The 12814-nt window shown below is 67.2% G+C and carries 15 protein-coding genes; 10 read left to right on the top strand and 5 right to left on the bottom strand.

Translation table 11 applies throughout. The annotated features are described in order from the left end of the window. Positions 1–12: 12 nt before the first annotated feature. Positions 13–1302, bottom strand: a complete 1290-nt coding sequence (locus tag KLK06_RS10910) for an MFS transporter (protein WP_214635237.1) — start codon at positions 1300–1302, stop codon at positions 13–15. Positions 1303–1399: 97 nt separating this feature from the next. Here KLK06_RS10910 and idi point away from each other — a divergent pair, with 97 nt between their 5' ends. Continuing rightward, entirely contained in the window at positions 1400–2002 is a 603-nt protein-coding gene (idi, locus tag KLK06_RS10905; protein WP_214635513.1) for an isopentenyl-diphosphate Delta-isomerase, read from the top strand. Positions 2003–2029: 27 nt separating this feature from the next. Here the strand turns inward: idi and KLK06_RS10900 are convergent, their stop codons facing one another. Next, positions 2030–3109, bottom strand: a complete 1080-nt coding sequence (locus tag KLK06_RS10900) for an inositol-3-phosphate synthase (RefSeq protein ID WP_214635236.1) — start codon at positions 3107–3109, stop codon at positions 2030–2032. A 13-nt stretch (positions 3110–3122) separates the two neighbouring features. Next, positions 3123–3704 carry a PadR family transcriptional regulator gene (locus KLK06_RS10895; RefSeq protein WP_214635235.1) on the bottom strand — a complete coding sequence of 194 codons (582 nt, stop codon included), beginning with the start codon at positions 3702–3704 and terminating at the stop codon, positions 3123–3125. Between the two features lie 46 nt (positions 3705–3750). Between KLK06_RS10895 and KLK06_RS10890 the strand changes: the two genes are divergently transcribed. The 4 genes from KLK06_RS10890 to KLK06_RS10875 all read left to right on the top strand — a co-directional run bounded on the left by KLK06_RS10890 (position 3751) and on the right by KLK06_RS10875 (position 9343). Continuing rightward, the gene (locus tag KLK06_RS10890; RefSeq protein WP_308168188.1) at positions 3751–4224 is read left to right on the top strand and encodes a DUF5318 family protein; all 474 of its coding nucleotides are present in this window, start codon (positions 3751–3753) and stop codon (positions 4222–4224) included. 135 nt (positions 4225–4359) lie between these two features. Continuing rightward, entirely contained in the window at positions 4360–6960 is a 2601-nt protein-coding gene (locus KLK06_RS10885; RefSeq protein ID WP_214635233.1) for a transglycosylase domain-containing protein, read from the top strand. Next, a complete protein-coding gene (locus KLK06_RS10880; RefSeq protein WP_214635232.1) occupies positions 6957–8276 on the top strand; it encodes a glycosyltransferase family 87 protein in 1320 nt (439 codons plus the stop codon). Before KLK06_RS10885 ends, KLK06_RS10880 begins: the two co-directional genes overlap by 4 nt. 2 nt (positions 8277–8278) lie before the next feature. After that, complete coding sequence (locus KLK06_RS10875) at positions 8279–9343, top strand: mannosyltransferase family protein (protein ID WP_214635231.1); 1065 nt, start codon at positions 8279–8281, stop codon at positions 9341–9343. A gap of 63 nt (positions 9344–9406) precedes the next feature. Here KLK06_RS10875 and KLK06_RS10870 read toward each other — a convergent pair whose 3' ends face one another. After that, on the bottom strand, positions 9407–10150 hold the full coding sequence (locus tag KLK06_RS10870; protein ID WP_214635230.1) for a deoxyribonuclease IV: 744 nt from the start codon (positions 10148–10150) through the stop codon (positions 9407–9409). Between the two features lie 72 nt (positions 10151–10222). On the opposite strand from KLK06_RS10870, the gene KLK06_RS10865 reads away from it, so the two are divergent. Beyond that, positions 10223–10402 carry a hypothetical protein gene (locus tag KLK06_RS10865; RefSeq protein ID WP_214635229.1) on the top strand — a complete coding sequence of 60 codons (180 nt, stop codon included), beginning with the start codon at positions 10223–10225 and terminating at the stop codon, positions 10400–10402. Between the two features lie 55 nt (positions 10403–10457). Here the strand turns inward: KLK06_RS10865 and KLK06_RS10860 are convergent, their stop codons facing one another. Then, positions 10458–10784 (bottom strand): hypothetical protein, encoded by a 327-nt coding sequence (locus KLK06_RS10860; protein ID WP_250905173.1) that lies wholly within the window; start codon positions 10782–10784, stop codon positions 10458–10460. A 176-nt stretch (positions 10785–10960) separates the two neighbouring features. On the opposite strand from KLK06_RS10860, the gene rpsF reads away from it, so the two are divergent. The 4 genes from rpsF (at position 10961) to rplI (ending at position 12706) form a co-directional block, all read left to right on the top strand. Beyond that, on the top strand, positions 10961–11251 hold the full coding sequence (gene rpsF, locus KLK06_RS10855) for a 30S ribosomal protein S6 (protein WP_026214314.1): 291 nt from the start codon (positions 10961–10963) through the stop codon (positions 11249–11251). Between the two features lie 88 nt (positions 11252–11339). After that, positions 11340–11924 carry a single-stranded DNA-binding protein gene (locus KLK06_RS10850; protein WP_214635228.1) on the top strand — a complete coding sequence of 195 codons (585 nt, stop codon included), beginning with the start codon at positions 11340–11342 and terminating at the stop codon, positions 11922–11924. 84 nt (positions 11925–12008) lie between these two features. Next, the gene (gene rpsR, locus KLK06_RS10845; RefSeq protein WP_020543048.1) at positions 12009–12245 is read left to right on the top strand and encodes a 30S ribosomal protein S18; all 237 of its coding nucleotides are present in this window, start codon (positions 12009–12011) and stop codon (positions 12243–12245) included. A gap of 14 nt (positions 12246–12259) precedes the next feature. Further along, complete coding sequence (gene rplI, locus KLK06_RS10840; RefSeq protein ID WP_214635227.1) at positions 12260–12706, top strand: 50S ribosomal protein L9; 447 nt, start codon at positions 12260–12262, stop codon at positions 12704–12706. Positions 12707–12814 lie beyond the last annotated feature (108 nt).

Here is a 12814-nt window from a genome sequence, read left to right as displayed (position 1 = left end):
GCGGCCGCCTGATCAGTGGGAGGTCGCGGCGCGCGGCGTCGGGGTGATCATCCGGTAGATCAGGGCGCCCGCCAGGTAGCCGGCCGCGATGATCACCACGGCCGCGTACGACTTGCCGTTGCTGGGCAGAATCCCCGCCGACAGGGCCGCGGCCAGCACGTACATGCCGTTGAAGAGCATGTCGTAGATCGAGAAGGCGCGTCCCAGATAGGCGTCCTCCACGTCACGCTGGACCGTGACGTCGGCGCAGATCTTGACGCTCTGCCCGGCGATGCCGAGCACGAACCCGGCGACCGGCAGGCTCCACGCCTGGAACGGCGCGACCAGCACCGCCGTGAGCACGCCGGCCGCGGCCAGCGCGATCGACACCCACCGCTGGATCGTGAACCGCTCGGTGGCATACGGCGTGATGATCACCGCGAGGAAGTAGCCGACACCCGAGGTGGCCACGACCAGGCTGATCCCCCGCAGCGCCACCTCGGAGTCGCCGCCGGAGAAGTAGTAGCGGTAGAGGATGATGCCGAGCGCGGTCGCCATGCCGTACATGAACCGGTGTGTCGCCATCGCGCCCATCGTGGCGGCGGCCGTGCGGTGGCTCACCAGGTGCTTGGCGCCGTCGACGAGGCCCACGAGCACGTTGCGTACGGCCTGGCGGGCCTGCGGACGCTCGGGGTCGAAGGAGGGGCCGAGCAGCGAGCGCTCCATGGTGCGGGCGATCAGCGCGCTGAGCCCGAAGACCGTGCCCGAGACGACCAGGAGCAGCGCCACGCCCAGGTCGCCGCTGCCGAAGACCTCGCGCAGCAGGAACCCCACCCCGGCGCCGACGAACGTCATGACCGTGCCCGAGGTGGGCGTGACCGCGTTGGCGGCCATCAGCCGGTCCTCCGGCACCACGTGCGGCAGCGACGCGCCGAGGGCGGCCAGGAAGAACCGGTTGACCGCGAGCACACCGAGCGCGGCCCCGTAGAAGACCGGGTCGGGCACGCCGACGGCGACCAGCGCCGCCGCCACGAGCAGCAGCGCGCCGCGCACGAGCGGCGCGACGACGAGGATCTGCCGCCGCGACCACCGATCGATGAAGACGCCGACGAACGGCCCCAGGATGCTGTACGGCAGCAGCAGCACGGCCAGCCCGGCGGCGACCTGCAGAGCCGTGGTCTGCGATTCCGGGCTGAAGAAGGCGAATCCGGCCACGCCGAACTGGAAGATCCCGTCGGAGAACTGGGACACCAGCCGCGTACCGAACAGCCGGCGGAAGTCCCGGCCCTTGAGGACCACACGAAGATCGGCGACGAAAGACACGCAGTCAGCCTACTTCCGCCCGATTCACAGGTTGGTACAGCAGGTATTCATCCGTATCCAGTGGCCATCATGATCACGTACGCTTCGTAGCGTGACGATGGAAGAACAGGTGGTGTTGGTCGACAGCGAGGGCAACGCGATCGGCACCGCACCCAAGACCTCGGTGCACGGCCAGGAAACCCCGCTCCACCTGGCGTTCTCCAGCTACGTGTTCGACCAGGACAGCCGCGTGCTGCTCACCAGGCGCGCCACGCACAAGCTCACCTGGCCGGGCGTGTGGACCAACAGTTGCTGCGGCCACCCGCTGCCCGGCGAGCCCCTGGACCACGCGGTCATCCGCCGGCTCGCCTACGAGCTCGGCCTGACGGTCGACCGGGCGGACCTCATGCTGCCGACGTTCACCTACCGCGCGGTCATGCCCAACGGCATCGTCGAACACGAACTCTGCCCCGTCTACCGCGTGATGGTGGACACCTCGGCCACCCCGAACCCGGAGGAGGTGGACGAAGTCCGATGGATGCCATGGAAGGAGTTCGCGGACGGCGTCCTGAGCACCCTGCTGGCGATCAGCCCGTGGTGCCGCGAACAGGTCCCCATGCTGAACGAGCTGGGCACCAATCCTCTGGACTGGCGCCCCGCCCCACTGAAGGACCTGCCGCCGGCCGCCCGAAGCGCCGCTCAACCGGCCAACGGACAGTGAGGCGCCGCACGGCGCCTCACCAGAGACCTATCTGTCCACCTCGCCGCGGATGAACTTCTCGACGTAGTCGCGTGCCTCGTCGTCCGAGTACTGGATCGGCGGCGACTTCATGAAGTAGGAGGACGCGCTCAGGATCGGTCCCCCGATCCCGCGGTCGAGCGCGATCTTGGCAGCCCGCACCGCGTCGATGATGATGCCCGCCGAGTTGGGCGAGTCCCACACCTCGAGCTTGTACTCCAGGCTGAGCGGCGTGTCGCCGAACGACCGTCCTTCCAGCCGCACGTAGGCGAACTTCCGGTCGTCGAGCCACGGCACGTGGTCCGACGGGCCGATGTGCACGTCGGCTCTGGCCATCTCGTGCGGGATCTGCGACGTGACCGCCTGCGTCTTGGAGATCTTCTTCGACTGGAGGCGCTTGCGCTCCAGCATGTTCATGAAGTCCATGTTGCCGCCGAAGTTGAGCTGGTACGTGCGCAGCAGCTCGACCCCGCGGTCCTCGAACAGCTTGGCCAGCACGCGGTGCGTGATGGTGGCGCCGACCTGCGACTTGATGTCGTCGCCGACGATCGGCACACCGGCCTCGGTGAACTTCTCCGCCCATTCCGGGTCGGAGGCGATGAACACCGGCAGCGCGTTGACGAACGCCACCTTGGCGTCGAGCGCGCACTGGGCGTAGAACCGGTCGGCCGCCTCGGAGCCCACCGGCAGGTAGGACACCAGGACGTCCACCTGGGCCTCGCGGAGCACCTGTACGACGTCGACCGGCGACTCGTCGGACTCCTCGATGATCTCGCGGTAGTAGTCGCCAAGGCCGTCGAAGGTATGGCCACGCTGGACGATGATCCCGGTCGGCGGCACGTCCATGATTTTGATCGTGTTGTTCTCGCTGGCACCGATCGCCTCGGACAGGTCGCGACCGACCTTCTTGGCGTCGACGTCGAACGCGGCGACGAACTCGACGTCGCCCACGTGATAGTCGCCGAACTTCACGTGCATCAGGCCCGGCACCCGTATGTCCGGGTCAGCGTCCTTGTAATAGTGAACGCCCTGAACCAGCGACGACGCGCAGTTGCCAACACCGACAATGGCTACGCGAACCGAACCCATCGCACTCGCTCCCTTACTCATCAGTTGATCTCTCAGGGTTCTCCTCAGAGGAGCCCCGTCTTTCCGTCGCGATCAGCTCGTTCAGCCAGCGCACCTCGCGTTCGACCGATTCGAGACCGTGACGTTGCAGTTCGAGCGTGTAGCTGTCGAGGCGCTCCCTGGTGCGGGCCAGGGCGGTCCGCACACTGTCGAGCCGTTCCTCCAGGCGGCTGCGGCGGCCTTCGAGGATCCGCAGCCGCACCTCCGCCTCCGTGTGCCTGAAGAACGCGAAGTGGACGCCGAAGCTCTCGTCCTCCCACGCGGACGGCCCCGCCTGCGTCAGCAGGCCCTGGAGCCGTTCCTTGCCCTCCGCGGTCAGTTTGTAGACGATCTTCGAGCGGCCGCCGACGATCGTGGTGGGCGCCGGCTGCTCCTCCACGATGAAGCCCTGCTCCAACAGTGATCGCAGGCAGGGGTAGAGCGACCCGTAGGAGAACGCGCGGAACATACCCAGCAAGGCGTTGAGCCGTTTGCGCAGCTCATAGCCGTGGAGCGGCGTCTCGTGCAGCGACCCGAGCACGGCCAGCTCCAGCACTCTGCCCTGTCCGCTGGCCACTGGAACCGCCCCCTCTCGCGTCGATGTATCGAGCCGATACATCCCGATGATACGTCGAGCCGCTATATCGCCGCAATTAACGACTTTGCCAAGCCGTTGGGATGATTCAGCAAAACGCCGTAGTCTGGCGCTCATGTGGTCACAGCGAAGGGTGGTGGATTACGGCCTTGTGAAGCGAGCCGTGGTCGAACCCCTGCGCTCCGGGCGTACTTCTCCCGGAGCGGTCTGTGACGCACAGCCATACCTCCTTCGCGCGGCACGCCACTTCGGCGAGCCGACCGAACACCTCTGCCCGGGGTGCGAGAGGGAGAACGTCACCAACGTGACTTATGTCTACGGGGATTCGCTCAAGAGTCAGTCCGGTGCGGCAAAGATCGCGTCGCAACCCGCCGAGATGGCTCATGATTACGACGAGTTTCGGGTGTACGTCGTCGAGGTCTGCCAAGGTTGTTCCTGGAACCACCTGACGGCGTCGTTCGTCCTCGGCAACGGACCGCCGGATCTCGTCGGGCGACCGTAGAAGACCGAGGACGGCGAGGCGCCCCACGCCCATCCGCCGTGCTATCCGACGACGTTGTGAGGACGTGTGAGTAACAGCAGCAATGAGGGGACGGGCCGGCAGGGAAGGCGCCGTCGCTCCAACTCATCCCGTTCTATGCCCCAAGAGATCTCGCCGCAAACCGGCGAGGCGGGCTGGGGCGGACCGCCGCAGCGTCGTCCGGAAGCCGCCTACGAGCAGACCGGCGCGATGGCCGCCCAGCCATATCCCGGCCCCCAGCAACCAGGCCCCCAGCAACCGGCCCCGCGCGCCCCCGAACCGGGACGGCGCCAGGCGGTTCCCCGCGAGCCCGGGCGGCGTCAGAGCGGGCGTGAAGGCGCGCCCCGTACGGGCGGCGACAGTGACACCCGCGCCCGCAGCAACCAGGAGACCATGGTCAGCGACGCGCCCAGGCGGGCGCGCGGGCGAGGCTCCGGCGGTCCTCAGGGACCTGGCGGCCCCGGCGGTCCCGAGGGGCCGGAGAAGCCCAGGGACGAGCGGCCGAAGTGGCGCCGCTTCATCCCCAGCTGGAAGATCGTCATGGCCTCGATGACCGTCCTCGCGGCCGGCATCTTCGGCATGATCGCGGTGGCCTACGTCAACACCCCGGTGCCCGACGAGAACGACACGCAGGCCGGGGCGACCTCACAGGGCAGCACCGTCTACTACGCGGACGGCAAGACGGTCATCGCCAAGCTCGGCACCCCCCGGAAGATCATCAAGATCGGCCAGATGGACAAGAAGCTCCAGGACGCCACGGTGGCCATCGAGAACGATACGTTCTACGAGGACTCCGGCATCTCCATCTCCGGCATGGCCCGCTCGCTGTGGATGACCGCGACGGGCCAGCAGTTGCAGGGCGCCTCGACGATCACCCAGCAGATGGCCCGCGGCTACTACGGCGGCCTCAGCTCGGAAGTCTCGATCAAGCGCAAGGTCAGCGAGATCTTCATCGCGGTCAAGCTCAACCAGACGAAGTCCAAAGAGGTGATCCTGCAGACCTACCTCAACACCGTCAACTTCGGCCGGGCCTACGGCGTCGAGGCGGCAGCCGAGGCGTACTTCGGCAAGGGCAAGCATGCCTCGAACCTCACCCTGTCGCAGGCGGCCTACCTGGCCGCGCACATCCAGACGCCGAGCTGGGACTCCGAGGCGCCCGAGCTCAAATACCGCTGGAAGACCGTCCTGGAGTACATGGCCAAGCAGTGGCCGGACAAGTACGCCGAGGACGCGAAGACGGCGACGTGGCCCAAGATCAGAAAGGCCAACTCCGACAACTCCATGGGTGGCCTCAACGGCTACATGATCGACGCGGTCAAGCGGGAGCTCAAGGGACGCGGCATCACCGAGGACGTCATCGAGAGCAGCGGCTACCAGATCGTCACCACCTTCGACAGGAAGCTCATGCAGGCCGCCAAGACCGCGGTGCTGGGCGCGACGTCGGGTATGTCGAAGGAGTTCCACACCGGTCTCGCCGCCGTCGATCCCAACAACGGCCGCGTGGTGGCCTTCTACGGGGGCACCAACTACCTCAAGGACCCGTGGAACGAGCCCTTCGACTCGGCGAAGCAGGCCGCCTCCGCGTTCAAGCCCTACGTCCTGGCCGCCTGGCTGAAGGCCGGATACTCGATCAAGAGTTATGTGCCGGGCAGCGTGACGGTGCCGGAGAAACTCCCGGGGCAGCAGTTGGGCGGATTCAAGAACAGCCACAACGTGGGCGCCTCGATCGACGTGGTCAAGGCGACCGCGCAGTCCGTCAACACCGCCTACGTGTCGATGGCGTTCGCGCTGCCCGGCAAGATCGAGGACGTCAAGGACCTCGTCGAGGCGGCCGGGTTCAGCCCGACGCGTATGGACACCGACCTCAAGGAGCACTCCTACCAGTTCGCCATCGGCAGCGCACCGGTCACTCCCGTGGAGCAGGCGGCCGGATACTCGATCTTCGCCAACGGCGGTCTGTACACCAAGTATCACGTGGTGAAGGAGATCAAGCTCAACAACAAGACCGCCTATCCCGAGCTGAAGTCCCCCAAGAGGGTGATCAGCGCCGAGGCCGCCGCCGACGCGACGGTCGCCATGCAGGAGGTGCTGCGGTCCGGCACCGCGGCGGGCAAGGGCCTGGGCAACCGCCCGGCGGCGGGCAAGACCGGCACGAACAACGAGGAGAAGGAAGCCTGGTTCGTCGGTTACACCCCGCAGCTTTCCACGGCGGTCGGGATGTACCGCGAGATATGCCTGACGAAGACCGGCAAGCGCGTCCAACCCATCAACTCGAACTGCCCCATCACCCCGGGGGGCAAGCCGCATAAGAAGTACAACATCAACAAGCCCTACACCACCCCGAAGGAGACCACGCTGGGCTTCGAGGGTGCGGACACGCCCACCACGATCTGGCGCGCGTTCATGACCGCCGCACTCCAGAACAAGCCGGTTGAGCAGTTCCCCGACAGGTCCGACATCGGGCAGCCGGAGAACATCGTGCCGAGTCCCACGCCCACGCCCACTCCCACCGAGGACCCGTCGCTCGATGACGAGGACCCCAACGCCAACTGCGGCGTCGTCCCGCCGTGCACCGACGACCAGATCATCACGGTCGACCCCAACGAGAACGGCACGCCGCAGCAGGACGACGGCGGCGGTTTCGACGGGCGGGGCAGCCAGGGGGCGAACCCGGCCATGGTTCCCCAGCCGACGACGACCAGACGCGAGGACTGGTGAAGTCGAGCACCGAGGTCCGCCCGCCCCTTGGGGCGCGGGCCGTGCCGTACCTTCCCCTGGGGCTGTTCGCGGCCCTGGGGGCCACGCTCGCCTACATCGTGCGGCTGCCGTGCCGCACGGGCGGGTGGAACGACCAGGTCTCCACGTACACCAACTTCTGCTACACCGATATCTACCCGCTCTACTTCGACCGGCAGCTGGCCACCCAGAACCCCTACTTCGCCGACGTGCCGTTCGACAAGCACGTCGAGTACCCGGTGGTCCTCGGCGAGGTCATGCAGGTGATCAGCTGGATCGCCCGCTGGCTGGAGCGCGACGTGGTCGCCCAGGCGGTCAAGTTCTACGACATCACGGTGGTCCTGCTCGGCGTCTGCCTGGTGGCCGGCGTGCTGTTGATGGCGGCGGTGGCCGGACCGACGAGGCGGTGGGACGCGCTCTGGTACGCGCTCGCCCCGTCGGTCATCCTGGCCGCCTACATCAACTGGGACCTGGTCGCCGGCGCGCTGTCGATGGGCATGCTGCTGGCCTGGGCCCGGCGGCGGCAGGTGCTGGCGGGCGTGCTGCTCGGTCTGGCGATCGCGACGAAGTTCTACCCGCTGATGTTCGTCGGCGCGCTCCTGCTGCTCACCATGCGCACCGCGCGCTGGCGGCCGTTCCTCGTCACGATGGCCGCGACCGCCGGGGCGTGGCTGGCGGTCAACCTGCCGTTCATGGTGCTGGCCTGGGACGGCTGGCGCCGGTTCTACGTCTTCTCCGAGGAACGCGGCGTCGACTGGGGCTCGCCCTGGCTGTTCTTCCAGAACAAGGGCTGGCCGATTCTGGGCGACACCGATGTCAGCAGGCTGGGCATGGTCTCGCTGGGCCTGCTGTGCCTGGGCATCGCGGTCCTCACCCTGGCCGCGCCGCACCGGCCGCGGCTGGCGCAGATCTGCTTCCTCGCGCTGGCCGCGTTCATGATGACGAACAAGGTCTGGTCGCCGCAGTTCGTCCTGTGGCTGGTGCCCTTCGCGGTGCTGGCCAGGCCCAACTGGAAGCCGATCGGGCTCTGGCAGGTCGCCGAGATCTGGTATTTCTGCGCGATCTGGCTCTACTTGCTCTCCCAGTCTCCGGTCAGCCGTGCCGACCTGGGCATCGGCGACAACACCTACTTCACCGCCGTCTGGGGACGGATCATCACCATCGCCATCATGATGGCGTTCGTGGTGCGTGACATCCTGCGTCCGGACAAGGACGTCGTACGGCAGGCAGGCATAGACGACCAGGCCGGCGGGGTCTTCAACGACGCGCCGGACCGGTTCACCCTGCGCTCCGCCTAGCCATGATCACCCGCTCTGTCGATCGCGACGCGGCGTTGCTCTGGCTCTCCTCGCGGGCCGGACTGCTGGTGGCGACGTTATTCGGCGTCACGCTGCACGACTACGTGGGCACGTGGAAGAAGTGGGACGCCGGGCTGTTCATCACGATCGCCGAGCACGGCTACGACGGTGATCCCGGCAGGCCGCCCGACGCCGGGCTGCCCGCCTTCTTCCCCGGTATGCCGCTGGCGATGCGGGTGGTCCACCTGGTGGTGCCGGACTGGACGGCCTGCGGGTTGATCGTCTCGCTGGCCGCCGGGTTGGTGGCCATGATGGCGCTGGCCAGGCTGACCGAGCTGGAGGGCGGCTCGGGGTGGGCCGCGGTGGTCGGGCTGCTGCTGTTCCCGATGGCCGTCTTCCTGGCCGCCGGCTACAGCGAGGCGCTGTTCCTGGCGTTCGCGATCCCCGCCTGGCTGGCCGCCCGGCAGCGCCGCTGGCCGCCGGCCGTCGCCCTGGCGGCGGGCGCCTCCTGCGTACGCATCACCGGGTTGTTCCTGGCGGTCGCGTTGATCGTGGAGTTCGTCACCGGCAGGCAGCCCGTGCGGCAGGCGCCGTGGCTGGTGGTCCCCTTCCTGCCCCTGGTGGCGTACTCGTTCTTCCACTACAGCCGCTCGGGCGACTGGCTCGCCTGGAAACACGCCCAGGAGGCCGGCTGGGGACGGCAGATGGTGTGGCCGTGGCAGGCATGGATCACCACGTGGCGCTCGGCCATGGGCACGGGCGACTTCGCCGTCGCCTTCCGCATGGAGCTGGCCGGCGCGGTGGTGGCCGTGGCCGTGCTGGTCTGGCTGCTGGTGACGCGTAGATGGAGCGAGCTGGTCTACACGGGGTTACAGGCGGGCGCGCTCATGACCTCGGCGTACTACCTGTCGATCCCGCGCTCGCTGCTGCTGTGGTTTCCGCTGTGGGTGGCCTTCGGCCGGCTGGCAGCCAGACATCCGTGGGTGATCGTGGTGTACGCCCTGGTGTCGGGGCCGCTCATGCTGCTCGACGCGGTCCGCTTCCTGAGCGGCGCCTGGGCAGGATGACCTTCATACCCACTCCCGGGACTTGGTAATCCAGGGAAGTTATCCACAGGCTGTGTGTATTCGCTAGAGATTCTTCCTCAGGAACGCGATGTCGTCGGCCTGCCCCTCGCCGGGCGTCTCCACGACGATGGGCGCCTCGGCCGCGCGGCAGACCGCCAGGATGAGCTCGGGGTCGATCTTCCCGTTGCCCAGGTTGGCGTGCCGGTCGGCGCCGGAGTCGAACTCGTCGCGCGAGTCGTTGCAGTGCACCAGGTCGATCCGGCCGGTGATCGCCTTGACCCGGTCGACCAGGTCGAGGAGCTCCTCGCCGCCCGCGTGCGCGTGGCAGGTGTCGAGGCAGAAACCCACGTCGAAGCCGTCGAGCGCGTCCCAGAGCCGGGCGATGCGGTCGAGCTTGCGGGCCATCGCGTTGTCGCCGCCCGCGGTGTTCTCGATCAGCACCGGGATCGGGCACTCCATGCGCTCGAACACCTTGCGCCAGTTGTCGAACCCGATCTGCGGGTCGTCGTTCTTGTTCAGGTGGCCGCCGTGCACGATCAGGCCCTTGGCGCCGAGCCCGGCGGCCGCCTCCAGATGCTGGGCGAGCAGCTTGCGGCTCGGAATCCTGATGCGGTTGTTGGTGGTGGCCACGTTGATCAGGTAGGGGGCGTGGATGTAGATGTCGACGCCCTCGACCGGCTCGGCGGGCAGCACGGGCTTCTTGTAGCCCTGTGGATCGCCCAGGAAGAACTGCACCACCTCGGCGCCGACCGCGGCGGCGTGGGCGGCGGGGTCGTCCTGACCTACGTGAGCTCCGATGCGCACCATGTCACGAGCTTATCCGTTTGGAGAAAGAGGCTCAGGGAAGTCGCCGGACGCCCCCTACGCGAGGAGAACAACATGACGCGCTGGCGTTGGCGCTCACTGATCCTCTTCATTTACGTACTTGTAGGCATCTACGTGGCCTGGGTCTACCACTACATCACCCCGGGGATCCTCAGGGACATCGCCGAGGCGCTGCTCGCGGTCTTCCTCTGGTTCCTGGTGCTGCTCGGCGTGGATCTACATATCGGCAAGTGATCCGAGGCGCACGGTCCCGGCCCGGCCGGGACCGTTTCTCATGGCAGGAGGCCGGTTACGGCAGGAACCCGCCGTGGGCGATGCCGAGCGCGACCCCGACGAACGACGCCACCAGCCCGATGATGTTGAGCGAGCGCTGCGGTGTGGTGACGGAGACGTACTGGGAGTAGAGCCCCATCCCAAACCCGAGCGTGCCGAACCACGACGAGATCGGGTGGGCGGTGACGAAGAACGTCGAGACGAAGGCCACCAAACCGCAGAGGAAGGTGGCGATGGCCAGGATGTTCTCGATCGGATGCGGCGCCCCGTCAGTGTTGAGTGTGAGTCTGAACCGCTGGCTCTCCGGAGGTTGAAGGATGTGCGGCACTGGTGTCACCCCCATGGTTTCCTACAGGTCCTTCCCATCCACGCGCGGCTGGTAACCTGGTCAAGCTGCGTTGTGATGGGTGATCCATCAGCCCGAGCCGCCGAAAGGGGCGTCCGGGTTCTGACGTCAGCGTCCTCCTGTCACGGCAGAGTGTCGTGACCGCAAAAGTCCAGAGGAGGTTGGAGTCCCGCATGCGTCGTTACGAAGTAATGGTCATTTTGGACCCTTCGCTCGATGAGCGCACTGTGGCGCCGTCCCTCGACCAGTTCCTCACCGTGGTCCGCAATGACGGCGGCACCGTGGAGAAGGTCGACGTCTGGGGCCGTCGCCGTCTTGCCTACGACATCGACAAGAAGTCCGAAGGCATCTACGCCGTCATCGACCTGTCCGCGGAGCCCGCGACGGTCAAGGAGCTCGACCGGCAGATGAACCTCAACGAGGGCATCCTGCGTACCAAGGTTCTCCGCCCCGACGTGCACTAAGCAGCCGTTGCCCGGCTTTTTGTCGGGCGGCAGCCGTACTCTGAGCCGTAACCCAAAGCGAAGGCGTGCAGGAAGGCGAGCGCTAGCCATGGCAGCAGGCGACACCGTAATCACCATCGTCGGCAATCTTGTCGATGACCCGGAGCTGCGCTTCACCCCCACGGGTCAAGCCGTGGCTCGATTCCGCATCGCGTCCACTCCGCGGTTCATGGACCGCCAGACCAACGAGTGGAAGGACGGCGAAAGCCTCTTTCTGACCTGCAACGTGTGGCGACAGGCGGCGGAGAACGCCGCCGAGAGCCTGCAGCGCGGCATGCGGGTCATCGTGCAGGGGCGGCTCAAGCAGCGGTCTTACGAGACTAAGGAAGGCGAGAAGCGCACGGTCTACGAGGTCGAGGTCGACGAGGTCGGCCCGTCTCTGCGCAACGCCACCGCCAAGGTCAACCGCACCACCCGTCAGGGTGGCGGCGGCGGGGGTGGCGGCTTCGGCGGCGGCCCCGCTGACGACCCGTGGGCCTCCGCGTCGCCCGCTCCGCCCCAGGGCGGTGGCGGCTTCGGCGGCGGTGGCGGCGGCGGCTACCAGGGCGGCGGCCAGCAAGGCGGCGGCTCCGGCGGCTCCGGCGGCTTCGGCGGCGGCAGCAGCAACGACTTCAGCGACGAACCGCCTTTCTAACACCGAAGAAGACCGCAAGGTCCGTAAGTTCACCAGCTCGAGTCCATTCCCGCTTGACGGCGGGGCTCTGAAAGGAGCACCACGATGGCAAAGCCGGCACTGCGCAAGCCCAAGAAGAAGGTTTGCCTGTTCTGCCACGACAAGATCTCCTACGTCGACTACAAGGACACGGCGCTGCTGCGGAAGTTCATCTCCGACCGCGGCAAGATCCGTGCGCGCCGGGTGACGGGCAACTGCACCCAGCACCAGCGTGACGTGGCGACCGCGATCAAGAACGCCCGTGAGGTGGCACTGCTGCCCTACACGAGCACCGCGCGCTAGGGAGGACTGTCGATATGAAGCTCATCCTCACCAACGAGGTCTCCGGCCTCGGCACCCCTGGCGACGTCGTCGAGGTGAAGGACGGCTACGGCCGTAACTTCCTCATCCCGCGCGGCTACGCGATGCGCTGGACGCGTGGCGCCGAGAAGCAGATCGAGTCCATCAAGAAGGCTCGTGACGCTCGCGAAATCCGCGACCAGGGCACGGCCAAGGAGGTCGCCGGCCAGCTCGGCGCCCTTCGCGTCCGCCTGGTCACCCGCGCGGGCGACTCCGGTCGCCTGTTCGGGTCGATCACCACGGGTGACATCGCCGAGGCCGTCAAGGCCGCCGGCGGTCCCATCCTCGACCGCCGCCGCATCGAGATCATCAACCCGATCAAGAGCGTCGGCTCGCACAAGGTCAGCGTCAAGCTGCACCCCGAGGTCTCGGCGTCGGTCGACGTCGAGGTCGTCGCCGGCTGACGACTCTCAGCTCCGCCGCTGCCCCCTTTCGTCTTCGAGAGGGGGCAGCGCTGTCTCTACGGCCGTATGAGTGCAGGTGGGGCGTAGTTCCCTACCCGACATGTAGGA

Source organism: Nonomuraea sp. NEAU-A123 (assembly GCF_018603905.1).
In the GTDB taxonomy this organism is placed as follows: Bacteria; Actinomycetota; Actinomycetes; order Streptosporangiales; family Streptosporangiaceae; genus Nonomuraea.
This window is presented reverse-complemented; position numbering and strand designations above follow the sequence as displayed.

What these genes read in the sequence shown, in the direction of transcription:
- KLK06_RS10875 (WP_214635231.1), top strand. Translation starts at nt 8,279, where the DNA reads ATGATCACCCGCTCTGTCGATCGCGACGCGGCGTTGCTCTGGCTCTCC.
- KLK06_RS10900 (WP_214635236.1), bottom strand. Translation starts at nt 3,109, where the DNA reads ATGGGTTCGGTTCGCGTAGCCATTGTCGGTGTTGGCAACTGCGCGTCG.
- rpsR (WP_020543048.1), top strand. Translation starts at nt 12,009, where the DNA reads ATGGCAAAGCCGGCACTGCGCAAGCCCAAGAAGAAGGTTTGCCTGTTC.
- rpsF (WP_026214314.1), top strand. Translation starts at nt 10,961, where the DNA reads ATGCGTCGTTACGAAGTAATGGTCATTTTGGACCCTTCGCTCGATGAG.
- KLK06_RS10860 (WP_250905173.1), bottom strand. Translation starts at nt 10,784, where the DNA reads ATGGGGGTGACACCAGTGCCGCACATCCTTCAACCTCCGGAGAGCCAG.
- KLK06_RS10865 (WP_214635229.1), top strand. Translation starts at nt 10,223, where the DNA reads ATGACGCGCTGGCGTTGGCGCTCACTGATCCTCTTCATTTACGTACTT.
- KLK06_RS10870 (WP_214635230.1), bottom strand. Translation starts at nt 10,150, where the DNA reads ATGGTGCGCATCGGAGCTCACGTAGGTCAGGACGACCCCGCCGCCCAC.
- KLK06_RS10890 (WP_308168188.1), top strand. Translation starts at nt 3,751, where the DNA reads ATGATACGTCGAGCCGCTATATCGCCGCAATTAACGACTTTGCCAAGC.
- KLK06_RS10850 (WP_214635228.1), top strand. Translation starts at nt 11,340, where the DNA reads ATGGCAGCAGGCGACACCGTAATCACCATCGTCGGCAATCTTGTCGAT.
- idi (WP_214635513.1), top strand. Translation starts at nt 1,400, where the DNA reads ATGGAAGAACAGGTGGTGTTGGTCGACAGCGAGGGCAACGCGATCGGC.
- KLK06_RS10885 (WP_214635233.1), top strand. Translation starts at nt 4,360, where the DNA reads ATGCCCCAAGAGATCTCGCCGCAAACCGGCGAGGCGGGCTGGGGCGGA.
- rplI (WP_214635227.1), top strand. Translation starts at nt 12,260, where the DNA reads ATGAAGCTCATCCTCACCAACGAGGTCTCCGGCCTCGGCACCCCTGGC.